The sequence below is a fragment of the Puia sp. P3 genome, assembly GCF_050632245.1.
Lineage (GTDB): Bacteria > Bacteroidota > Bacteroidia > Chitinophagales > Chitinophagaceae > Puia.
On record NZ_CP192583.1, the window covers coordinates 6506980 to 6529629 of the forward strand.

The 22650-nt window shown below is 52.8% G+C and carries 20 protein-coding genes and 2 pseudogenes; 6 read left to right on the plus strand and 16 right to left on the minus strand.

What is annotated here, in order from left to right; genetic code table 11:
- Nucleotides 1-3 precede the first annotated feature (3 nt).
- Both ACQ86N_RS41065 and ACQ86N_RS41070 read right to left on the minus strand, forming a co-directional pair.
- Nucleotides 4-1578: a TonB-dependent siderophore receptor gene (locus tag ACQ86N_RS41065; RefSeq protein ID WP_431212087.1), complete on the minus strand. Its 1575-nt coding sequence runs from the start codon at nt 1576-1578 to the stop codon at nt 4-6.
- Nucleotides 1464-2483 (minus strand): beta-sandwich domain-containing protein, encoded by a 1020-nt coding sequence (locus ACQ86N_RS41070; protein ID WP_431212088.1) that lies wholly within the window; start codon nt 2481-2483, stop codon nt 1464-1466. Before ACQ86N_RS41070 ends, ACQ86N_RS41065 begins: the two co-directional genes overlap by 115 nt.
- Nucleotides 2484-2674: 191 nt before the next feature.
- Between ACQ86N_RS41070 and ACQ86N_RS41075 the strand changes: the two genes are divergently transcribed.
- Nucleotides 2675-2965 (plus strand): hypothetical protein, encoded by a 291-nt coding sequence (locus ACQ86N_RS41075; RefSeq protein WP_431212089.1) that lies wholly within the window; start codon nt 2675-2677, stop codon nt 2963-2965.
- On the opposite strand, the gene ACQ86N_RS41080 is transcribed toward ACQ86N_RS41075, so the two are convergent.
- From ACQ86N_RS41080 to ACQ86N_RS41090, 3 genes and pseudogenes are all read right to left on the minus strand, one after another.
- The gene (locus ACQ86N_RS41080; protein WP_431212090.1) at nt 2962-3717 is read right to left on the minus strand and encodes a peptidoglycan DD-metalloendopeptidase family protein; all 756 of its coding nucleotides are present in this window, start codon (nt 3715-3717) and stop codon (nt 2962-2964) included. The genes ACQ86N_RS41075 and ACQ86N_RS41080 overlap by 4 nt on opposite strands.
- Before the next feature lie 62 nt (nt 3718-3779).
- Nucleotides 3780-4103: a class I tRNA ligase family protein gene (locus ACQ86N_RS41085; RefSeq protein WP_431212091.1), complete on the minus strand. Its 324-nt coding sequence runs from the start codon at nt 4101-4103 to the stop codon at nt 3780-3782.
- Nucleotides 4076-6645, minus strand: a pseudogene (locus ACQ86N_RS41090) (leucine--tRNA ligase). The gene ACQ86N_RS41085 and the pseudogene ACQ86N_RS41090 overlap by 28 nt, the downstream one beginning before the upstream one ends.
- Nucleotides 6646-6817: 172 nt before the next feature.
- On the opposite strand from ACQ86N_RS41090, the gene ACQ86N_RS41095 reads away from it, so the two are divergent.
- The 5 genes and pseudogenes from ACQ86N_RS41095 to ACQ86N_RS41115 all read left to right on the plus strand — a co-directional run bounded on the left by ACQ86N_RS41095 (nt 6818) and on the right by ACQ86N_RS41115 (nt 11170).
- Nucleotides 6818-7690: a cell division protein FtsX gene (locus ACQ86N_RS41095; RefSeq protein WP_431212092.1), complete on the plus strand. Its 873-nt coding sequence runs from the start codon at nt 6818-6820 to the stop codon at nt 7688-7690.
- A gap of 43 nt (nt 7691-7733) precedes the next feature.
- The gene (locus ACQ86N_RS41100) at nt 7734-8015 is read left to right on the plus strand and encodes a DUF3098 domain-containing protein (RefSeq protein ID WP_431212093.1); all 282 of its coding nucleotides are present in this window, start codon (nt 7734-7736) and stop codon (nt 8013-8015) included.
- An 8-nt stretch (nt 8016-8023) separates the two neighbouring features.
- Nucleotides 8024-8817, plus strand: a pseudogene (locus ACQ86N_RS41105) (undecaprenyl-diphosphate phosphatase).
- On the plus strand, nt 8814-10274 hold the full coding sequence (locus tag ACQ86N_RS41110; RefSeq protein ID WP_431212094.1) for an MFS transporter: 1461 nt from the start codon (nt 8814-8816) through the stop codon (nt 10272-10274). The pseudogene ACQ86N_RS41105 and the gene ACQ86N_RS41110 overlap by 4 nt, the downstream one beginning before the upstream one ends.
- Nucleotides 10271-11170, plus strand: a complete 900-nt coding sequence (locus tag ACQ86N_RS41115; RefSeq protein WP_431212095.1) for an MBL fold metallo-hydrolase — start codon at nt 10271-10273, stop codon at nt 11168-11170. Before ACQ86N_RS41110 ends, ACQ86N_RS41115 begins: the two co-directional genes overlap by 4 nt.
- 1361 nt (nt 11171-12531) lie before the next feature.
- On the opposite strand, the gene ACQ86N_RS41120 is transcribed toward ACQ86N_RS41115, so the two are convergent.
- From ACQ86N_RS41120 to ACQ86N_RS41170, 11 genes are all read right to left on the minus strand, one after another.
- The gene (locus tag ACQ86N_RS41120) at nt 12532-12801 is read right to left on the minus strand and encodes a hypothetical protein (protein WP_431212096.1); all 270 of its coding nucleotides are present in this window, start codon (nt 12799-12801) and stop codon (nt 12532-12534) included.
- On the minus strand, nt 12798-13415 hold the full coding sequence (locus tag ACQ86N_RS41125) for a hypothetical protein (RefSeq protein ID WP_431212097.1): 618 nt from the start codon (nt 13413-13415) through the stop codon (nt 12798-12800). Before ACQ86N_RS41125 ends, ACQ86N_RS41120 begins: the two co-directional genes overlap by 4 nt.
- A gap of 8 nt (nt 13416-13423) precedes the next feature.
- On the minus strand, nt 13424-14281 hold the full coding sequence (locus ACQ86N_RS41130; protein ID WP_431212098.1) for a hypothetical protein: 858 nt from the start codon (nt 14279-14281) through the stop codon (nt 13424-13426).
- Nucleotides 14278-14982: a glycosyltransferase family 2 protein gene (locus ACQ86N_RS41135; RefSeq protein ID WP_431212099.1), complete on the minus strand. Its 705-nt coding sequence runs from the start codon at nt 14980-14982 to the stop codon at nt 14278-14280. Before ACQ86N_RS41135 ends, ACQ86N_RS41130 begins: the two co-directional genes overlap by 4 nt.
- Nucleotides 14972-16126, minus strand: coding sequence for a UDP-galactopyranose mutase (gene glf, locus ACQ86N_RS41140; protein WP_431212100.1), 1155 nt, complete (start codon nt 16124-16126; stop codon nt 14972-14974). The genes ACQ86N_RS41135 and glf overlap by 11 nt, the downstream gene beginning before the upstream one ends.
- A gap of 96 nt (nt 16127-16222) precedes the next feature.
- The gene (locus ACQ86N_RS41145; RefSeq protein WP_431212101.1) at nt 16223-16876 is read right to left on the minus strand and encodes a hypothetical protein; all 654 of its coding nucleotides are present in this window, start codon (nt 16874-16876) and stop codon (nt 16223-16225) included.
- The gene (locus tag ACQ86N_RS41150) at nt 16830-17534 is read right to left on the minus strand and encodes a hypothetical protein (RefSeq protein WP_431212102.1); all 705 of its coding nucleotides are present in this window, start codon (nt 17532-17534) and stop codon (nt 16830-16832) included. Before ACQ86N_RS41150 ends, ACQ86N_RS41145 begins: the two co-directional genes overlap by 47 nt.
- A gap of 354 nt (nt 17535-17888) precedes the next feature.
- Complete coding sequence (locus ACQ86N_RS41155; RefSeq protein WP_431212103.1) at nt 17889-18620, minus strand: hypothetical protein; 732 nt, start codon at nt 18618-18620, stop codon at nt 17889-17891.
- Nucleotides 18621-18697: 77 nt separating this feature from the next.
- Nucleotides 18698-21484, minus strand: coding sequence for an RHS repeat domain-containing protein (locus tag ACQ86N_RS41160; RefSeq protein ID WP_431212104.1), 2787 nt, complete (start codon nt 21482-21484; stop codon nt 18698-18700).
- Between the two features lie 14 nt (nt 21485-21498).
- Nucleotides 21499-21693, minus strand: coding sequence for a hypothetical protein (locus tag ACQ86N_RS41165; RefSeq protein WP_431212105.1), 195 nt, complete (start codon nt 21691-21693; stop codon nt 21499-21501).
- A gap of 53 nt (nt 21694-21746) precedes the next feature.
- A complete protein-coding gene (locus tag ACQ86N_RS41170; protein WP_431212106.1) occupies nt 21747-22373 on the minus strand; it encodes a hypothetical protein in 627 nt (208 codons plus the stop codon).
- Between the last annotated feature and the right edge of the window lie 277 nt (nt 22374-22650).

The following is a 22650-nucleotide window of genomic DNA, read 5'->3' on the forward strand; positions in this document are numbered from 1 at the left end:
GGTCTAGAATTTTAAAGAGACGCCGGCCGCCACCGATCGTAGTTTCTGTGGGTTCATCGTAGTATAGCCGGTCCAGTATTTCTTATCGGCCAGGTTGTCCGACTTGATCGTAAAGCGCCAGCGTGCGTATTCGTAGAAGACGGAAGCATTGACGACCGTATACGCCGGAAGAATGAATACGCCCTGACTGACGCTGTTGAGGATCTTGTTGTCGCTGGCGTAGTTCCCGCCAAAGCCGAGGCCCAACCCCGTCAGAGTGCCCGCGGGCAGTCGGTAGCTGATCCACCAGTTGGCGGTATAGGGCGACATCGCGGTGTTCGGGCGTCTTCCTTCCACGTCGGCATCGGCCTTTTCGTACCTGGAGTCGTTGTAGGAGAACCCTGCCACGACATTGAGGCCGTTCAGCGGATTGGCGATGACCTCGGCCTCGACACCCCGGCTTCGCTGTGTCCCGTCCTGGATCTGGGGGAAGGCCGGGAGGCTGGGATCGGGTACCGCGGGAACGTAGGCCCTTACAATATTCCCGACGCGGATATCATATACACTAAGCGTAGCCGTGAGCCGGCTCCGGAAGAGGTCGGCTTTGACACCCGCCTCCGCCTGCCAGGCCTTCTCCGGCCGGAAAGCCCTGCCCAGGTAGTCGGCGCCCGTCTTGTTGGTAAACCCGTTCTGGTAGTTGGCAAACAGCGAAAGATGGTCCTGGACGGGCTGGTAGACGAGCCCGAACTTCGGCGAAAGGGCTGTCTGTTTGTATCCTCCGCTATAGGTCCCCGTGGTGACGTCATAGTTGCCTTTGTTGACGAAATGGTCCACGCGCAGCGCGGCCATCACCATGAGTTGGTCCGTCAGATTCACCAAGTCCGAGCCATAGGCGCTGTAGGTGTTGGTAGTGAGGTCTACCGGATAGTAGAAATCAACGCCTTTTGTGGCGTACAATTTTTGCAGACTGATGCGGTTGAAGTCGCGATAGGTGGGGATATTTCCGTGAGACGCGATCGTGTCGAGCGTGCCGCCGCTGAACAGCTGGTTCGAGACGTGATTAAAATAGTCCAGCCCGGCCACGGCGCGGTTCTTCAGCGAGCCGATATAAAATTCACCGTTGAGGTTCTGCTGGATCTCGATCATCCGGTCGCGGCTGTTGGCCGTGAACTGGTCGTTACGCGAAATCGAATCATGGTTGAGAATATAAAAATAGGGCCCCGGTCCGTCGGAATAGCTGTTGGTCATCGTGACGTTGGTCTGCGTGCTCCATTTGTCGCTGATCGTGTAGCTCAGCTGGCCGTAGTAGTTGGTATTTGCCGACTGCTGTGAAAGGTCGTCGCTGAAGAACGACCGCCGGTAGTCGATCGGCAGCTGGTCCGCCCTCGAAGCTCCGAGGGAGGAGACGGTCAGGCCATAGGGGAAAAAGAAAATCGTTGGGGTGATGTTGCGGCCCCGGTAGAGCTCCGCGTCCAGTTGGAGACTCAGCCGGTCGTTGAGCTTATACAACAGGCTTGGTGAGAATACAAAGCTTTTGCCGAAACCGTTGTCCTGAAAACTACCTTCGTCGGTGTAGGCGGTATTGACGCGAAGCAGCACATTTTTTCCCTCGTCCAGGGGGTATTGACGTCGGCGCTGATACGGCTGAGGCCAAAATTGCCGCCGGCGTAGGCGACTTCGCCTCCAATACCGGCGTAGGGCTTCTTCGTTACCCGATTGATCAGTCCGCCATAAGAAGTGAGCGTGCTGCCGAACAGGGTGGCCGAGGGCCCCTTTAGGACCTCGATCCTTTCGAGGTTCACGGCGTCGATCCTGCTGGTGATATTTCCGGCGATACCGTTGCGCAGCTGGCTCTGGAGAATAAAGCCCCGGGCGTTGTAGTAGCCGCCTCCGTCGCCGCTTCGTCCGATGGCGTCCCACATCTTCTGAAGACCGGGAGCGTTGCGCAACCCGTCGTCCGCGGAAAAGAGCAGCTGATCGGCGAGCAGGTCCCTGGTGATCGTCGTATAGACCTGCGGGTTCTCGATATTTTTCAGCGGCATTTTCGCCGCATAGTCGCTCGACGAACGGGAGAATTTGTTACTGCCGCCGGTGACGACGACTTCCTGCAGCTGTTTCTCCGAGACCTGGAGGCGGATGGTGATCTGTGTCGTTTTCCGCGACTGGACGGTAACGTGCTCTGTCGCGGGCTCAAAGCCCGAAAGGGATACTTCCAGATCGTAGTCGCCGGCGGGCAGATTGCCCAGTACGAACCAGCCGTCCTCTCCTGTAATTGTGGTACGGCGATTGCTCCTGACTACAACGGTAACCGCCGCGGCCGGCTGCCCGTCGGCGGTGAGGACTCTACCTTTGATCGCTCCGTTCAGGTCTTCGCCTGACGGATTCGGGGCTTCGCCTGACGGATTCAGGGCTTCGCCTGATGCATTCGGGTTCTCCCGTGACGGTGACGGATAAGCGCTAAAGAAAAGTATTGATAGAAATAGAAGGGATATAAATTTTTTCATTCCAGTGTCATTTTGTGCCGCAAAAATGCGTCCGCGTGGCCGGACATGGACCCGCAATGAGGAAAAAACGTTTACGCAAAAGGGAAAGACGCGGAATCGGGGGATGAGGGAAAGATTTGACTTCGGCGGGGGAAGGCAATTAGTGGTAACTTTAAAGTATGGACATGAAACTTGAAGAGTTCCGGACAAGTATGAGTAACGATCTGCCGCCTGCGGGAATAACCTTGAGTCTTGCCGCGTTATGGTACGCGGGAAAGGGTGACTGGGAGCAGGCACATAATATTGCGCAGGATATCCCTACCCGTGATGGGTCGTGGGTTCATGCCTGGCTGCATCGCCAGGAGGGAGACGAATGGAATGCCAACTACTGGTATAATCGCGCCGGGCGTTCGAATCCAGGTGGGGCTTTGGAAAAAGAATGGAATGATATTGTTACTGTACTGCTGGGGCAGGCCTGGTCTGGGTTGGCTACCAGGACTTAGTCTTCGTCGGGCGCCTGCAGCAGTTGTAATATAAGGTTGGGATCGGGGCTGTTGCTGAGCCATTGTTCGCGCTCGGAATAGCGGCAGACGCCGGGATAGTCGCCTTTCCAGTGCTCCATGTCCTCTATCACCTGAAAGTGCAGATGGGGAGGCCAGTTACCGTTTTCGAAGCGCATACCGAATTCGGCGACTACTTCGCCTTTTTGGATGCGCTGGCCCTCGGTGAGGTTCTTGATAGAGTTGAGGCTGAGGTGTCCGTATAAGGTGTGAAAGCCGACGCCCTCCAGATTGTGGGAAAGGATGAGAGTGGCGCCATAGTCGCTGTCGTTGTTGTTGAAGGCAAAACTGTGGACGATGCTGTCGAGCGGCGCCATGACCTTGGTGCCGGCGGGCCCCCAGATATCGACGCCCAGGTGCAGGCGGCGCGGCTCGAGGCCGCCGTCGGGTCCGGATGCAAAGCCGCGGTACTCGGTTTCGCCGCCGGCAAATCCTCCTGCCCCGGTCTCGCCTGCGGCCGATACGGGCGCAAAGCGACCGGTCAGGGCATGGTCAAAATGTTTGCTGCGCGAATACAGGGTACGATGTTCCGCATACCCCCCGATACCGTATCTGGCGCCGTGCCGGTCAAGGACCTTGTTAATATAGCCGGCAAAAGCTTCAGTATCAGCAATATTCTCCTGGGACAGCTCCACATTATCCTCCGTAAAATCAAAAGTGTACAGCCTCTCACCGACCGGGTCAAAGGGGACCACCGGGTGGAATTCGGGCTGATGCCTTTTCAAAACGGTTGATAACAGGACTGCTGACATATAAATTATACAACTACGTTGATCATCTTGTTCCTGACATAGACGACTTTCTTCGGAGAATTTCCGTCCAGCCATTTTTGAACCACCTCGTCGGCCAGAACCAGCTCTTCCACCTGCTGCTGGGTTGCGTCGAGGGCGATATTCATCTCGGTCCTGGTCTTGCCGTTGATGGCAATGGGGTAGTTCTTGGTCGATTCGACCAGATATTTCTCCTCGACCTTTGGATAAGATGCGTCAAGAACCGAGCCAGCATTTCCCAGAAGATGCCAGAGTTCTTCGGCCAGATGCGGCGCGTATGGGGTCAGGATAACGACCAGCTTCTCCAGCACCTCTTTTTATGGCATTTCAGGTCGGTCAGTTCATTGACGCCGATCATCAGGGAGCTGACGCCGGTGTTGAAGGAGAAGCGTTCAGTAGCATCTTCGGTCTTTTTTATGGTGCGATAGATGGTTTTCCATTCTGCCTCCGTGGCGGGCTGCTCGTTCCAGATCTTCCCCTTTGTCTCGTCGAAGAAAAGACGCCACAGTTTGCGAACGAATCGGTGGACGCCCTCGATACCCTTTGTATCCCAGGGCTTGCTCTGTTCGACCGGGCCTAAGAACATTTCGTACATGCGGAAAGCGTCTGCTCCGTATTTGGACACCAGGTCATTCGGGTTGACGGTGTTATAAAGACGCTTGCTCATCTTCTCGACCTCGGTACCGCAGAGGTATTTGCCTTCCTCCAGAATGAATTCGGCGCCGGCGTACTCGGTTCGCCATTTCCTGAAGGCGGTCATGTCCAGCTCGACCCCTTCCACGATATTGACGTCGACGTGTATCGCGGAAAGAGCGATGGAGCTCAGTTCAATATCATTGTTCCCATAGATATCGCGAACGGCCAAAGACACGAGTTCGTGAAACTCCGGCGTCCCTTCGATAGCCCGCAGGCCGAAGGAAATGAATAAGGGCTTCTCCCTCGACAGTTCTTCTATACTATGCGAGCCTTTGAGTTCGGCCCGGTAGACAAAGCGGCTGCTGCCCTGGATCATGCCCTGGTTGATCAGCCGCTTGTAGGGCTCGTCGTGGCCAATATGTCCGCGGTCGAAAAGGAATTTGGTCCACATGCGGCTGTAGAGCAGATGACCCACGGCGTGTTCGGAGCCGCCGACATAAAGGTCGACCTGCCCCCAATAGTCTGACGCCTTCCGGCTGCAGAATTCTTCGGTGTTGTGCGGGTCCATATAGCGGAGGAAATACCAGCTGCTACCCGCATAGCCAGGCATGGTGTTGGTCTCCAGATGGCGGCTTGTCCATTCGGGCACGTTGGCCAGCGGGCCCTCGCCTTCGGGACCCGGTCCGTATTTTTCGATATGGGGGAGTTCCAGCGGAAGTGCACTCTCGGGAAGAGGGGTGACAATACCGTTGTCCCATTTCATCGGGAAAGGTTCGCCCCAGTAGCGCTGACGGCTGAAGGCCGCGTCCCGCATCCTGAAATTGACCTTGCGTACGCCGATGCCTTTTTCCTCCAGGTGACGGATGGCGATGACGATCGCATCCTTCATGACCAGGCCGTCGAGGAAATCGCTGTTCTGCAATATGGCGTCCTTGGTAGGGTTGGCCTCTTCGCCGTTGAAGGCGTCGCCTATGATATTGGTCACCGGCAGGTCGAAATGCCGGGCAAATTTGAAGTCCCGCTCGTCGCCGCAGGGCACGGCCATAATGGCGCCGGTGCCGTAGCCCGCCAGCACGTATTCCGAAGTCCATATCGGGATCCGCAGCCCGCTGAAGGGGTGGATCGCATAGGCGCCGGTAAAGCAGCCGGTGATCTTTTTTCCGCCATCCGTTCGCGCTCACTGCGACTCTTTACATAGGTAATATACTCGTCTACCGCGGCGCGCTGGTCGGTAGGGACAATGGCCGGGATCAGTGCGTGCTCAGGGGCAATAACCATAAAATCCACTCCGAACAGGGTGTCGGGACGGGTGGTGTAGACGCGCAGTTTCTCCTGGGAGTTCGCGATTTCGAAGTCGACTTCCGCACCAAAGCTTTTTCCGATCCAGTTGGTTTGCATCTCTTTCATCGCCTCGCTGAACTCGACTCTCTCGAGTCCTTCCAGGAGCCGGTCCGCATAGTCCGTAATACGCAGGTACCACTGACGCAGCTTTTTCTTAACGACGGGATGTCCACCGCGCTCGCTGACGCCGTTGATGACTTCGTCGTTGGCCAGGACGGTACCCAGCGCCTCGCACCAGTTGACCTCGCCGTAGCCGCAATAGCCCAGGCGATAGTTCATCAGGACCTCCTCGCGGCGCCGGCGGTCAAAGCCCTTCCATTCTTCCGCGGTAAAACGGATGCTGCCGTCGCCCGGACAGGGATGCCCCGCATTACCCTGTTTGTCGAACAGGGCAACCAGGTCCGCTATGGGCTTGGCTTTATTATTCTTTTTGTCATACCAGGAGCCGTACAGCTGAAGAAAGATCCATTGCGTCCATTTATAGTAGCCGGGATCCGAGGTCCGGACTTCCCTGTTCCAGTCGAAACAAAATCCGATATTATCCATCTGACGACGGAAATTGTCGATATTATTCCCCGTCGACACGGCCGGGTGGATGCCGTGGTCGATGGCGTACTGCTCGGCGGGCAGGCCGAAAGCGTCATACCCCATCGGATGGAGTACGTTAAATCCTTTTAGTCTTTTATAGCGGGAATAGATGTCGGTGGCTATATAACCCAGCGGATGCCCCACGTGAAGACCTGCCCCGCTGGGATAGGGGAACATGTCCAGGACATAGAATTTGGGCTTCGTGCTTTCGTTGCTGACCTTGTAGCTGCCTTTCTCTGTCCAGAAATTCTGCCATTTTTGCTCTATTTCACTGAAATTATACTCCATACTGCCAAAACGTTGGGAAAAAGTTAAAAGGTTTTTTCTATCGAAATAATGAGGCAATCAAATCGTTAGAAGGTATCAAAAATACAAAATTGGGCCCGATTTTGCCCCTAAAAAGGCCTCGAACCGTTAATTTTGTGGTAGGACACTAACCCAATAAATTAAATAATACTCAATGGCGCAGTTCGGAAAAGGCTACGCGAAGCGTAGCACCCCTTCCTATTTCATGTCCATCGTAGGCGTTTCCCTCGTGTTGTTCCTGCTGGGAATGCTGGGCTGGATAGTGATCAACGCCAACAAGCTGGGCGAAAACTTCCGGGAGAATGTGGAAGTGCAGGTATATGTCCGGGAAAACGTTTCCGAAAAGGACAGTGCGGCCCTCGTACAGTATATCGCAGCACAGCACTATACCAAGACCTATACTTACCTGACCAAGGAGCTCGCCAAACAGCGGTTCATGTCCGACGGCAATTCCGACTGGGGGGCCGTTCTGGATAAAAACCCCCTCCCTGCCAGTGTCAACTTCACGATCCGCAGCGAATATGCCAATCCGGACTCCCTGAACAAGATCAAGGCCGACCTCAGCCAGAATATCGCGGTCAGCGAAGTCCAGTATAACCAAAAGCTGGTTTCCAACCTGAACGATATGATCCGCCGCATCAGCTTTATTCTGCTGGGGGTGGCCGTCATAATATCCATACTCGTCATTATCCTGATCGACAATACGATACGTCTTGCCATGTTCAGCAACCGCTTCCTGATCAAGACCATGCAGATGGTGGGGGCGACGCGCTGGTTTATCGCCAAGCCGATGGACGTCCGGGCCCTTATCAACGGCGCCGTCAGCGGCATCATCGCCATTGCGGGCATCCTCGGGGTCATTTTCGGCGCCGAGCGGTGGCTGCCGGAGATCAGGGCGCTTCGCGACTATACACTGCTGGCGTCTCTCTTTACCATCATCGTCCTGCTGGGTATCAGCATCTCCTTCATCAGTACCCACCGTTCTGTAGTTAAGTACTTGAAAATGAAGCTGGACGATTTGTATTGAGACTTTCCTTATATTGCAGGCCCAATCATTAATCTATTCATTCATGGCAACGACCAAAAAAGCAGCATCTACCGCCAGGGCTACACCGGCCCATTCCAATCTACCTCTGTTTGGAAAAGAAAACTACAAGTGGATGCTGATAGGGATCGTCCTGATCGCCCTGGGCCTCTTCCTGATGGGCGGAGGAAAGAGCAAAGACCCGAACGTTTTCAACCCCAAAGAAGTATATTCATTTACCCGGATAACGCTCGCCCCCATCCTCATCCTCGGCGGGTTTGTGATAGAGATATTTGCCATTTTCCGTAAAGACAAGAGCAGTCAATAATCCCTGTCATGAATATTATTCAGGCTATTATCCTCTCGATCGTCGAAGGACTGACGGAGTTTCTTCCTATTTCGTCCACGGCGCACATGAAATTTACCAACCCCATCATCGGCGTGGCGTCGACACCATTCTCGGATATGTTCGAGATCGTGATCCAGCTGGCGGCCATTCTCGCCGTTGTTGTGGTTTACTACAAGAAGTTTTTTGATTTCTCGAGGATCAATTTCTACGTGAAGCTGGTCATAGCGGTTATTCCCGCATTAGTGTTCGGTGCGCTCCTGAAAAAATATATCGACAGGGTCCTGAGTGATATTTACGTGATTGCCGTCGTGATGATCGCCGGTGGGGTCCTTTTCCTCTTTATCGATCGCGCTTTTAAGAATCAGACGATCGACGATGAAAAGCAGGTTTCCAACGGAGCTGCCTTCCGGATCGGTTGTTTTCAGGTCCTGTCCATCCTGCTGCCCGGCCTTAGCCGCAGCGCCGCAACGATCATTGGCGGAATGACGCAAAAGCTGACGCGCAAGGCGGCGGCCGAGTTTTCCTTTTTCTCGCCGTGCCCACCATGCTGGCCGCTTCGGTCAAAAGTTTTTGGGACGTACATAAGGAGCATCCCGATGTGCTGACGTCTAATAATTTCTCGATACTGGGTATCAGCAGCATTATTACGTTCTTTGTCGCCATCATCGTCATTCGGTTCTTTATCGGATTCCTGCAGAAGCACGGTTTCAGGGTTTGGGGTTATTACCGGATCATCGTAGGATCGGTTATGTTATTCTTAATCTGGAGGCATATCGTATGATCCGTACAGCGCCCAAAAAAGTCATCAATGGCTGGGCGATGTACGACTGGGCAAACTCAGTTTATAATCTGGTCATCACGACTACTTTCTTTCCGATCTATTTTACTGCGGCCACCAAGCATTTTTTCAAAAGCGAAACGATCCCTTTTCTCGGGCATAATTTCGTCAACTCTTCCCTGTACAGCTATTCGCTGGCCGCGGCCTACCTGATCATTTCGATTTGCTACCCTGTCCTTACGTCCATCGCCGACACGAGGGGGAACAAGAAGAACTTCATGCGTTTCTTTTGTTATATGGGGGCGCTTGGCTGCAGCTCGTTGTTCTTCTTCGACGGCTCGAACCTGTGGCTTGGGGTCGGCGGCTGTATTTTGGCCTCGATGGGCTGGGCGGGCAGCCTCGTCTTTTACAACGCTTACCTGCCGGAGATAGCCGCGCCGGAAGACCGAGGACCGGGTCAGTGCAAAAGGATTCACCTATGGCTATATCGGCAGTGTGATCCTGCAGATCATCGGCTTTGTCCTTGTGCTGACGCTTACAAAAGATCCTTTTCTTGGCCCGAGGCTCACGTTTTTGCTGGTGGGGATCTGGTGGGCGGGATTCGCGCAAATGACTTTTGCGGTGTTGCCGGGGGTAGTTCTTCGGATACCCGGAGGACCAATGTTTTTGTCGCCGGTTTTGCCGAGGTCCGGAAAGTATTTAAAGAAATAAGAAAGCTCGCCGTGCTCAAGCGGTATCTGCGCGCCTTTTTCTTCTACAGCATGGGGGTGCAGACGGTGATGATGGCGGCTACCCTATTTGGCAGCAAGCTGCTGGGGCTTGACGACACGAAGCTGATCGTCACCGTCGTCCTGATCCAGCTGGTCGCTATCGTGGGGGCCATGTGGATGAGCAAGCTCTCGGCGCGCTATGGCAATATCCGGGTGCTGATGGGCGTCGTCCTGATCTGGATCCTCATCTGCGTGTCGGCCTGGTTTACCGCGGGGCAGGCGGAGCACCTGAAATTTTTTCACGATAAGATCACCGAACTTCGCCAGCAGCGGGACGATCTGGTCGCCAAAAAAGCGACGATGGATGCCGCGGCCTACGACCTCGCGGATGCCCGCGTCGAGGGCGAGCTGTCGCGCTGGGAAAACGATCTGGCGCCCCATCAGGAGCCCATCGAATATTCATTCTACGCTCTCGCGCTCGGCGTGGGGCTGGTTATGGGCGGCATACAGTCGCTGAGCCGGTCTACCTATTCGAAGCTGATGCCCGAGACAAAGGATACGGCTTCTTATTTCAGCTATTATGACCTGACGGAAAAAATTGCGATCGTGATCGGCATGTTTAGTTTTGGCTTCATCGACGATATGACGGGCAGCATGAAGAATGCCGTGCTGTTCCTCATCTGCTTCTTTGTGGTCGGGCTGATCTGGCTGTATTCGGCGCTGGTTCGACAAAAGAAATTGGCCATATGAGAGTACATACCGTAAACACGGGTTTCTTCAAGCTCGACGGAGGCGCCATGTTTGGCGTCGTCCCGAAGTCCATCTGGAACAAGAGCAATCCCGCCGACTCCGACAATCTTTGCACCTGGGCGATGCGCTGTCTGCTGATCGAGGGCGGTGGCAGGCTGATCCTCGTCGACAACGGGATCGGTAACAAACAGGATGCGAAGTTCTTTGGGCATTATCACCTGCATGGTTCCGACTCGCTGGAAGGGTCGCTGGCGGCCCTGGGATTTCACCGGGACGATATTACCGATGTTTTGTTGACGCATTTGCATTTTGACCATTGCGGTGGCAGTATTGTTAGAGAGGGAGACCGGCTGGTGCCGGCGTTTAAGAATGCGGTTTATTGGAGTAATGGGAGGCATTGGAAATGGGCGACGGAGCCGAACGACCGGGAGAAGGCGTCTTTTTTGAAGGAGAATATATTGCCGATACAGGAGAGTGGGCAACTTAGATTTGTTGAGGGGGATGTTGCGGGGGCCATGGCGGGGGTCGCGCCGGTCGGTGGGTTTACGGCCGGGTTGGCGACGGTTCACGACGCGATCATTCCGGGGCTTTCGCTGCGCCTAGTCAACGGCCATACCGATGCGATGATGCTCCCCCAGTTGAATTATAAAGGAAGAACGCTGATATTCATGGCCGACCTGCTGCCGTCGATAGGCCATATCCCCCTGCCTTATGTCATGGCCTATGATATGTTTCCGCTGACGACGCTACAGGAGAAGAAGTCCTTCTTTGAAGAGGCAATTGCGGGGGATTATGTGTTGTTTTTTGAGCATGATCCTGTCAATGAATGCTGTGTGCTGGAGAGGACGGAGAAGGGTGTTCGTGGTGGGAGGACTTTTCGGTTGGAGGATTTGTAGGTGGCTGGTTGCCGCGGCGGCGGGTTTTAGCTGCCACAAGAAACTATGGCCCGGCGCCCGGCCGGGCAGGGGCACCTGCTCATAATTAGTATACATAAAATTCCGGAGCCACTCCCTGTTGAAGGGCCTCAGGATCTGATGAAATGTTGCGGTGTCGAGGATCACATAGGTCGTGTGATGCCGTAGAAGGTCGCTGGTAATCGACCGCATTTGCTCTCCTGTCGTGTCCCAGTTGGCGTACCACATCCAGAAATGCTGATAGATCCAGCGCGAAGGGGCGAGGATCCTGAACTCGTCATAAGCCGCGATATAGTCCTCGGTATCGATAACAAACAGTTGGTAGTCCCCGGGCCGGTGGGCTCTCAGGTAGTTCATTTCGGGCGAGGCGATGACGCGGTCCTGGTCGCGGCGGCCGAGATGGGTAGCGTGCTGAATTGCGGTATAGCTCAGGCTGCAGCACAACAGAATGGCAAGCGGCAGCCAGACTGCCCGTCTTCGTGGGGTTATATCCTCCGAAAAAGCCGCGACGGTAAACAGCAGTACCACTACGCTGGCCGAAAGCGGCAGAAAATAATAGAGATAGTCGATTGCCGTTGCTTCGCCGTTGAACCGGCCGCCCATGAATTCGGGGCTGAGGGTGAGCAGGAGCCCGGTAAATGCGGCCGCGATCAGTCCTTTCTTCCGGCTTTTTCCCGCCAGTGACAATCCGCCCAGACATAGAGCGATCATAAAAGGTATTTCGTAGTTCCCCTGGTCCAGGACCCGCTTGATCGTGCGGAAATGGTCTCCGATGGATTTCTTTTCCGTGGTGTAGGTATGGAGGTTGAATAAGAAGGCCTGGTCCCAGAATGCGGTTAGTGAGTGGTGGAGGCCGAAGTAGAGTAGGATTGGTAGGGTAACCGTTAGGGCGCCCGATGCCATGAAGATTAGTTTTTTCGGCCATTTTGCCTTGTCTTCGGAGAGAAAAAGGTAAATGATAAATGGAAGGAGCGGGAGGATCTGGTCCTGCTGGGTGAAGAAGATGAGGGCGGAGAAAAGACCGAGGAGGAAATCGCGGGTGCGGCGTGGTTCACGGCGGGTTGAGCGCGGTTCGCCGCCGCCGGGCGAGCCGGACAGGAGCGTACAAAAGAACAGAACATAAAATAATGCCGTGTACTCCCTCGTCATATTGTTGCCCTCGTTGAGGATAAAGTCCCGGAGCATTAAATTGAACAGTATCGGCAGCAGCCAGGGGAAGGGGAGTTTGTATCTCCGCGCGCAGAGGTAGAGCCAGCCAGTTGTGAATAAGGCGAGCATCGTATTGAGTATCCAGAGTCCCCAGGTCCCTCCGAGGCTGAGCCCCGCGGCATAGATAAAAAAGATCAACGGCGGCTTGTGGTCAAAAAATCCCTGTAGGGAACTAGTCCGCGGGTGATGGCCCAGCCGCAGTACTTGAAGATCTCTTTATCGGATATGCCCAGGTCGTAGATGGGGCAGAATAGCCAGCTGAGGAATATGCTGACCGCCAGAACGAGCAATAATCCGGGGAGTATGGTTCCGGTAGACGGCCCGAGGGACACAAGCCAGGTCGACGAGCCCCGGGGCGTTGGCTCATTCGACGGTCGGGAATCGTATGGTAGACGACGGTTCACGGCGTGTTTTTCAGTTGCCAGAGTGTGGTGTAGGTTTTTCCGGGCACGGGTACCGGTTCATAGTGTTCGTGGACAAAGGACAGCCACCAGGCGGCGCTTGTGCGGTTGCGCATGAGTCCGAGGTCGGCGGGATTCATCAGCAGGTATTTGGTCCGGTGCCGCTGGAGGTCCTGTGCGATACCCTGTAGTTTCCGCTGGTCGGGATCCCAGTTGTCGTACCATACCCAGAATTGCTGGTAGAGCCAGGGCGTCGGAGAAAGAACCTTTAGTTCGTTGTAGTAATATCCATAGGCGTCGTCGAGCATGATGAACAACTGATAGTCGCCGACATGCTGGTTGCGCAGGTATGCGAGCTCGGCGTAGCGGACTTCCTGCAGGTCGTTGCGTCTCGGCAGGTGGGTGCCGTGTTGCAGGTTGGTATAAACAAGGCTTGTGCAAAGCAGGAGGGTGTAGGAAAGCTGCGCCTTTTTGTCGGTGATCAGCCGGTCTTCGGTGAAGGCAAACACCACGAACAGGACCATGCAGACGGCGGCAGTAACCGGCAGGAAATATCCGGTAAGGTCCTGGGGGATCTCGCCGCCTTTTCGCCTGCCGCCCATTAGTTCGGAGCTCATCGAGAGGACTATGGAAAGCAGGGTGAGGGCGACGAGGGTCTTTTTTTGTTTTGGACGAAGAGGGAGGTGATCCCGAGTGATATGGCGACCATGACGGGTAGTTCGTAGTTACCCTTGTCGAGGACTCTTTTGATGGTGCGGAAATGGTCGCCGATGGATTTTTTTTCGTGGATGTAGACGGTGAAGTTGAAGGCGAAGGAGTCGTTCCAGAACCAGGAGAGGGAGTGGTTGATCGCGAAATAGAGGATCAGCAGGGCTGTGACGGACAGAAAGCCTGCGGCGGTTTGGAGGCAGCGAGTGAAGAAAGTCAGCTCATCGTTGCTGATGACCGCGTACAAGAGAAAGGGTATCAGTAACAGGATCTGGTCCTGCTGTGTAAAGAACGTCAGGGCGGCAAACAGGCCGATCAAAAAATACCGGTATTTGCTCTTGCCCATCAGGGCGATAAAAAAGAGCATGACGAAGAAAGTCGAGTACTCTCTTGTATAGTGCATCCCTTCGCTGACGAGGTTGTCCCGGATCATCAGGTTGAACAGCAGGGGCAGCACCCAGGGAAAGGTTAGCCGGTACTGCCGGCAAAGGCGGTAAAAAAGCCAGGTGATGACCAGGGCGAACAGGGTGCTGATCAGCCAGAGTCCCCACCAGCCGCCGAGGGCCTGCCCCGCCGCGTTGATGAAATAGATCATCGGCGGTTTGTGATCGAAGAAATCGCGGTAGGGAACCTGTCCTTTCAGGATGGCCATGCCCGTGTACCGGAAGAACTCTATATCGTCTATAATGAAAGTAAAAGGGGGAGCGTATGGCAGGCTCATCAGAATGGATGCACCCAGCAGGAACCAAAGGCCATAGTCTTTTTTATTCATCATTTTAGGCGGAATAAGATGGTCTGGAGGCTGGACCGCAGTACGCCCCGGAGGAAATAGGCGCTCATTTTGCTGGTGCGCTGTCCTTCTCCCCTATTCTCTACGACGGTGGTAAAGATCCGGTATTTTTTTCGCACGAACCAGGACGTGATCAGCACATTGGGGGCAAAACTATCGGTCGGTATCTTCTCCAGCGCTGTTTTTAAGGCCGCCGCGCGCATCAGGCGGTAGGGGCTGTTGACGTCGCGGACGCTGCCGCCAACCAGTATGCGCACCATGAGGGTGGACAGGCGGCTTACGATCTGGCGGGTTGCCGACGCGTTCTTTTCCCGTCGCTGGCCGATGAGCAGGTCGTATGCTCCTCTGTTGTTCCAGAGGTTCGTAAAGGCTTCCGTCGCCAGCTGGTGGTCGGAGTCGATCTGAAAAACCCATTGCGCCTGGAGGCCGAGGCGGTATCCATTTAGAATGGCCGGGCCGTGGCCGGCATTGGACTGGGAGTGGACGTCGAGCCGGGGGTCCTGGGCCTGCATGTCTTTTAGAAGCCTTTGGCTGCCGTCTTTGGAGCCGTCGTCGATGAGGATGATCGTGTAGTCGGCGCCGATGCTTTTGAGGGTTGTCTGCCAGTCTCTGAGGAGAGCCGGAAGGTTTTTCTCCTCGTTATAGACCGGAATGACGACGGCCAGCTCCGGTGCCTTATACTGCATGGTTAGCCGTGATTAGGGGCAAAACGCCGGTTTCAAAAATCTCGAGTGAGCGGGCGATGGTATGGTGCATGTCGTAGTACTTATAGTCTCCCAGGCGGCCGGTGATAAACACATTGGACAGCCGGATGGCCTCGTGCTGATAGAGTGCCAGCAGCCGCTGGTTCTCGGCGGAGGCGATGGGATAGTAGGGGTTGTCTCCCTGGTCGTGGAGGGAATACTCGCGGAATATGATGGTCTTTTCTTTGGTAAATTCCCGTTCGGGGTGCAAATGCCGGGGTTCGTGTATGCGGGTGAAGGGCGTGTCCGGTCCGGGATAGTTGACTACGGAGTTACCCTGGTAGTCTTCCATGGCGAGGGTCTCCTGCTCGAACCGGAGGGTCCTCCAGCTGAGCTTACCATATTTATAGTCGAAGTAGCGGTCGATCGGTCCGCTGTAGATGAGACAGGCGTCCTTTCTGATCCGGTCTCTGAGAGAGAAAAAGTCGGTGTTCAGGAGGACTTTGATCTTTTTGTCCGCCAGCAGATGCTCAAATAGTCGGGTATATCCTTTTTCGGGTATCCCCTGCCATTTGTCGAAAAAGTAGTTGTCGACGTAGTTGTTGCGGAATGGGAGGCGGTTGAAAATGGAGGCGGGCAGGGTCTTTGGGTCGACCTGCCACTGTTTGATGGTGTAGTGTTTGAAGAATGCCTCGTAGAGGTCGCGTCCGATCAGGGATAGTGCCTTCTCCTCGAAGTTGGCCGGGTCGGTGATCGACGGGTCGCGTACTCCGGCCATAAAACCTTCGACCTCAAAGGGCTTGAGGTTGACTCCGTAAAAATGGTTGATGGTTTCGAGGTTGATCGGAAACTGGTAGATCTTGCCCTGGTGGGAGCTCAGGACCCGGTGCTGGTAGTTGTTGAAAGACGTGAACCGGCGGACATAGTCCCAGACCTTTTCATCCGAGGTGTGGAAGATATGGGTTCCGTAGGCGTGGTATTCGATGCCGGTTTCGCGGTCGTTGGTGGAATAGCAGTTGCCGCCGATATGGCTCCGCTTTTCGATGACGAGGACCGGCTGGCCTGTTTGACTGGCAATACGCTCCGCGATGACGGCTCCGGCTAGCCCGCTGCCGACGACCACGTAGGAATATTCCGATATCTCCATGCCGCAAGATAAGGTTTATAGGCATATTTTGCGGCCTCCGGAGGCCTTGACCCTCAATCGTTACAATCCAACCGATAAACGGCAATATATGGTCGCCTAGTGAGAGCAGGTTGATGGAATCCGGGCCTTCAGTTCGTCTATCTGTTGCTGCTGATCCTTCAGCGTCTTATTTTGTTGAATAATGTACAGGGTTAGCTCTTCTATTCTCTTCAGCAGGGCGGCCTGCGTTTCGCCGACGTCGATGCCTTTCTTTTCCACCTCTTCGGCTGAGCGCATGTCCGGAAGATGGTTATTCTCGTCGATGTATTTTTCCAGGTCGTCAAGGGACCGAAGGGGGTACTTCCGGGCGAAGACATAGTCGGGCCAGCCGGATGAAGGCGCCAGCCTTATATTCTTTGCCGTGATCTGGCCATCAAACGCGGAATTTACTGCCCAGGTATTCAGCACCCGGTAAAAGAGATTGCCATTGGCGTCGCTGACCAGTACCCGGGTCTGGGTATTGTCGTTTGTCAGCCCGGCAAACCGGACGCTGCCCGTCGTATGCAGCTGGGCGGCAGGACTAGCGGTCCCTATTCCTACCGTGCCATCCTGCATCAGTGACATTATGGGAATTGCCCCGAAGTTGTTTGCATAAAATTTCATCCCTGTATGGGCAGGATGCGAGACCCCATTATTGGAAAGAAGGCGGAAGTTAAAGTCGTCGTTATTGCCGCCGAGCAGCTTGGCCGTTGGCGAAAACGTCGTTGTCAAATGTCCAGGTGCCACCGGTAAGCGCGGCCTCCGAGCAATTGTACTGGAAAATTTTCACTATCCGGTTGGTCCCGCCGCCAGCGTTATACGCGGCTATTTTAAGACCAAAGCTATGAGAGACGCCGTCCGAATCGGCAAAATTAAAGTCAGCGCCTCTGTCCCACATATTTGCGCCGTTCGCCCTGACCGTAAAAGACTGGTTAAAATTCGGCAGTCCAACATAGCCCGAACCGATAGCCTGAAACCTTGCGCCATTGTCCGCCGCGGTTCCCAGCAATAAATTGCCTGAGTTAGTCAGGCGACCGCGAAAGGCTCCGTTCGAATACAAATCAAGGTGGTTATTGTCCAGCGTCCCCAATACGCCTGTGGCCCCAAATCTGTTTCCGCCCTGCACCCATGCCCTCGGCATCCTGAGGCTGTCCGCTCCGATCAGGTATAATGAATCGTTGACCTTTGCCAGTCCTCTTTTGAAAATCGTCCGGCCCTGTCCGGTGTTAAATAAAAAACCGGGTACGGCCTGAGTGTGGTTTTCGATGATTAGTTCATTACTGTCGCAGCCAGTCAGTTTGGTGCTGTCGGCTTTGATGGCGTAGGTGTACTGGGCCGAGGTAGCGTTGGAAATCGCAAGGGCTGAAAATAGGATAAGAAAATATCGCATATGGGTCTCGGTATTTGAAAGTCTTCAATCACCACAGTCTAAGCAAAAAGCTGTCATGCTCTCTCCCTTTTCATGAGTCATATCCTCTTAACGGCACTTACTATATCAGAGTCTCGGTTCTTGTACCCATGGTCCTTCAAACTTTTTTGAAGCTCCGGTTTGCAAGAAAAACCCTCATCGGATTCCTGCAATTGTCCACTTTCATGTATGGCGAGCACTTCAAAGGCCGGCAGGTTGATGTCATAAAAATGGTTGATGGTCCCTAAATTTTATCAGGACCAGAACGATCCTTCAATTGTACGACCTCAGCACCGTATGCTGATAATTATTGAATGTTGTAGGCCGCCTTATATATTATAAAGTGGGGCTTACCCCCTCAACATAACAAAGCAAAATGCCACGCATATTTAGCTCCTGTCGAATTTGCATTAAACTGTCATAAGGAACCTCCCAAAGTTCAAATCTTTCAGACAGTGGATATAATTTACCATGCCCTTCATTCTCAACTATCCATTGCCGAAGCGTTAGAGAGTTTATGAATTTATTCAAATACCCGGAACTCAATAAATTATATGGGTAGACATCTCTAAGTATGCCTTCTTTAAAGCTTTTGCGATTGTAACTGTCATGAAGCCATTTAGTGATCGCGTCTTTTTCAGCTTTACTTAACGGATTGTCGATGGATTCCTTTATGCCGCCCCGAGAATATATTTCCGGCCCGTTCGCATATTCTCGACGGTAACTTATTCCATAATCAAAGTCTCCAAATAATGACAACTCAATTATCAAGTTTTTGAAGCCTTCCGAATTAAATTGAATTACGTTATCATCAACGCAAAAAATCAGCTCACGGCCAAATTCATTGACAAGGTAGTGTACATAAACAAACCAGTCGTAAGCCGGCTCATTCGAATCCACGGGACTGGCAACTAAGGAAATTCCATCAACCCCTGCATAATCTTTCTTGCTTAATAAGTTCTCTCCTTTTTCATAGGGAACAATCTTTCTAGGATATCCCTTTCCATTAATTGCTATGAAATTAAAATTTACGTTTAGGATTCGTCCAATATCCAACAACTTGGACACCCAATCACTAAAATTCGCGTCCTGGGTATTAAGACTGTATGATGCTATGCAATTTGCAATATTTGTTCGCATTTCGGTTACTTCTTTGTAGCTTTTGTTGGCAGAATTATTTTAATATTTCCTTGTTTATCAGGAGGCAATTGGCTTTGTGCCTGCTGATTTCTCGAAAGTAAAAAGTTAGGATCATCTGATGCTGATTGTACTTCTGTAACATTAATTGGGCCTGTAATTAAAACAATTGATACATCTGGCCGTCTATTTGGAGAAATAGTTCTAGGGGCAAGTTCTGCAACTCTGTTATAGCCCAAATCAAGGTACACCTTAGCAACATCGGGCCTTTTCGCGGCAGTTATAGCTTCTCTATAGCTTGCAAACTGGTGACCTGGGCCTGTTTTTTGTGCTGTGCCTACAATTTTCGCTTTCCAGTTAGGGTCGCTAGTCTCCGCAGCGGTATTGGATTGTGGCGCTTCTTCTTCTCCAGTATGTGCAGCAGTAACCTGGCTGTTCACTCTGAAGTTGGCGTTCAAAGTATAGGCGCCTCCATGATCGTGAAAATCTCTGCAAATGTTTCCTATAAAATTAAGAGCAAGTGTTCCTTCGCTATAAAAACCGCCAAAATCTATACCATCAAACGCCAGTTTGGCGTCTTTCTCATTCGCAAATAGTTTATCTGCATTGGCCGTCTTAAACGATTCGAATTCAGAAATCTTATTAACACGTTCGCCCATTCCTCCATTTCTGACTAAATGACCCTGAGGAGTAAAAGTGAATGTCGTTACGTCACCGTCTGATTTTTTAAATCTTACAATGATTTCTTCGCTGGGCTTGTATTTAATACCCAAGCAAGATTTCTGGTCAACAACTCGATCTAATTTAAATTCAAGTTTTCCCGTATTTTTATTCCACCGCGCGGTATATTCAGACTCTTCAAGTCCATCCAAATCTACAGCCCAGATCGGCTTATTTCCAGCGAACTGGTAAGGAGTATAAAAGGCATATTTTTTCTGCAGAGGGTCCACACTCAGGAACCTGCCCACCCGCGAATCGTACGCCCGCATTCCATAATCCACCTGATCGCCGTCTCCCTTCACATCATCATCATTCTCCTTCCCGTTAAACCCATACCTGTATCTCCCTGCGCCAGATCCCTTATAAGACCTATTCGTCTCCAGCGACCCAAACGGATAGTAATCATTCGCATTCACCACCTCCGGATTAAAATATGCCACGGTGCTATCCCCACCTTTCACGCCAAACCGCTTATCACTGATAGTAACCAGCACATTCCCCAGATGATTCGTCAATTCAAAGAGCTTATTTCCCCGGCTAAAGATAACACTATCGCCCGATAACGGATAGGGATTCACCGGATTGTTGGAGAGGGAATGAACATCCACCATTCTTCTCCACATGCCGAGACGCGAGCTACCATAAACATGCAGCTCAGTCTGGGCCAAGTTGCCGCCGTTCGTCAGTGCGTCCCCACTAGTGTAAACACTTATCAAGTTTCCTTGCGCATCGCGAACATACCAGGTAGTCTCACTGTTCCCGGCATGCTTTAGCGTCTTACTAATCCGGTTTCCGCCAGCATCATAGGTATACTTAATAACCGTATCTCCCGACTTCGTAATGCTATCTATCTTGCCATAGACGGTCCAGGCTATATTGGTGATATTCGAAGCTGCATCGGAAACGAGTTCGCCAATGGAATCGTATTTGTAGTTCTCCGCTGCCTGGTTATCAATGTCACCCGAATATCGGGCGGCTGCCACACTATCAGCGATATAGTCAAGTTTATTTGTTCCGGTTGAGTAGACATAATGCAGACTATCCATCACAACTCCCTTCGCACTGCTGTCAGCATTACGCAGATACGTCATGATGTTCCCATTGGGATCATAGCTGATGTTCTCCCTATAGCTCACAGTCGGACTCAGCGCGCTCCAGGTGCTGGCCGTGTTCCGCCATGCATCCATATGGACCAGACGGTTCAGCTGGTCATACTGATAATTGTATAACAAGGCATCATTCAGCTTACCAATGCGAACACCCATGCTGCTGATGTTGCCATTGTAAAGGGGCCTGTAACTGCCAGTGGTCCCGCCGAGTGCGGCGCTCACGCCATTGTCCGGCCCGGCGGTGGCGCTCGCCGGCTTATAATCCCCGTCGAAATAATTCAACAACAGACTATACGCATTATTGGCCACCACATTTCCAGCACTATCCGGCCTCAGGGTAAATCCTCCTCCGGTATACGGCGTCGGATTGAACGCTTTTAACCATCCTTGCAGCGTATAAGCATAATTAACCCCCTGAACCTGCTGCTGACCCAACACAATTCTTGCCAAAGGCCCATGCGCGTAATAACTATAGAATGCATCATTGTCCCAGTTGACACTATCTGTGCTGCTCTGCACATTTGTGATCCTATTCTCCGCATCATACAGATAGGAATGATAGAACGCGTCAGCGCGACCCGTTTGATAGGCTACTTTGTTTACCTTCCCGTTGACCAGATCAAAATCATAGACGATTTTCTTAAACCGGTTATTAGTGGTGTTCATAGAATTGGCGACAGCAGAAGCATTGCCAAAATCTTGAACCAACGTGTCGGCATTCCCCATAATATCGTAGCTGAAATAGGAAGCTGCGGCGACATTCAATCCACCCGCTGCCAGATCCGCAGCTTTATTGTACAGACCCGTCCACGAAATCCGGTTACGCACGTTCCGCTGGCCGATATAAGGCTGGATCGTGAACCATGGAAGATCGTAGTTGGTTGCCGTGATCTGCTCCGCCGTGGACGCCGCATTGTTCTCCCACCGGAGCAGCGAAGCCTCTACCCGGCTGGTATCATCCACCATACTGGCCGTGCTGGTCAACTGACCCACTTGTGTAATCCTGCCGATTGTGTCATATTGGGTATAACTATACTGATTCCCTGGTTTTGTCGGGCATTCTGCGATACCGCCAGCCTGCCCAGCCGATCATACCAGAAATTCGAAGCACCCCCATCCGGCGTCTCCTGCGCCGCGACCTGATTCAGGGTATTATACCGGTAGTTCGTGACCATCTTATGGCTCGGCACCTTCGACGTATGGAAAGCACGGGCCGCCCGGACCTGGCTCAGCCAGGTGCTGTCGGTGTTTTGCTGGACGCCGGCGGGGGGACGGTTTTGAGGAGGTTGCCGGCCTGGTCGTAGTAGTAGAGGGTATAGTGATATTCGCTCTCTTTGTGCGTAACCGTAAACGTCTCGTGCTTATACGCCTGCATACATTTATCCAGATACCGTTGCTCAAAATCCCCCGTCAGCGAGTCGCTGTAATTAGTAAACAACGACGTCCCCGAACTAACCGCAAAAACAAGACTGTCTGAACAACTGGTCGTACTATCCAGCACCGGAGCCAGCAGCGGCACGGCTTTGCCGCAGAGCATGTGGGTATTATCCGTTACATAACAATTGCCGGCGCCGGGACAGGTGATCAGTGTAGTATCAATATTGATGTTTACTTCCGTGAGGGTGGCACCGAAATTGGTGAAGACTATTGAGGAGTTTGGCTGCGCAAGTGTGTCGACTGTGAGAGAGGGAAACGATACGGTCACATTGGCTGCGCTGTCCTTACAACCAACCGATCCGGCTGTGTCAAGGTTCAGCAACATGGCCGATCCATTGTCGGTCCCCAGTGCGGTAAAGCTGCTGTCGGGGTTTTGGATAATCGCGCCGATAGTTTGGGTTCCGGGCAGGTAGGTCATCCTTGACGAAACCTTATTGCCGGACGCGTTCAGTCTTACCCAATAGATATTTGGACCCGCAGGGGCCGTCTCCCCTATCAGCCAGCCGCCGTCGAAAGTGGACCTGGCAGCAATCGTGCTTACCGCACCATTTGATGCATTCCCCGGGGGAGGTTAAATCGTGTAGCGCTGGTGATAACACCCGATGTCGACATTGTCAGAACTCCAATTCTTCCATTGTTTTTTCCTCGCCCGTTATCACTTACATAGCTATAGAATTTAAATCCATTGCCCGTCG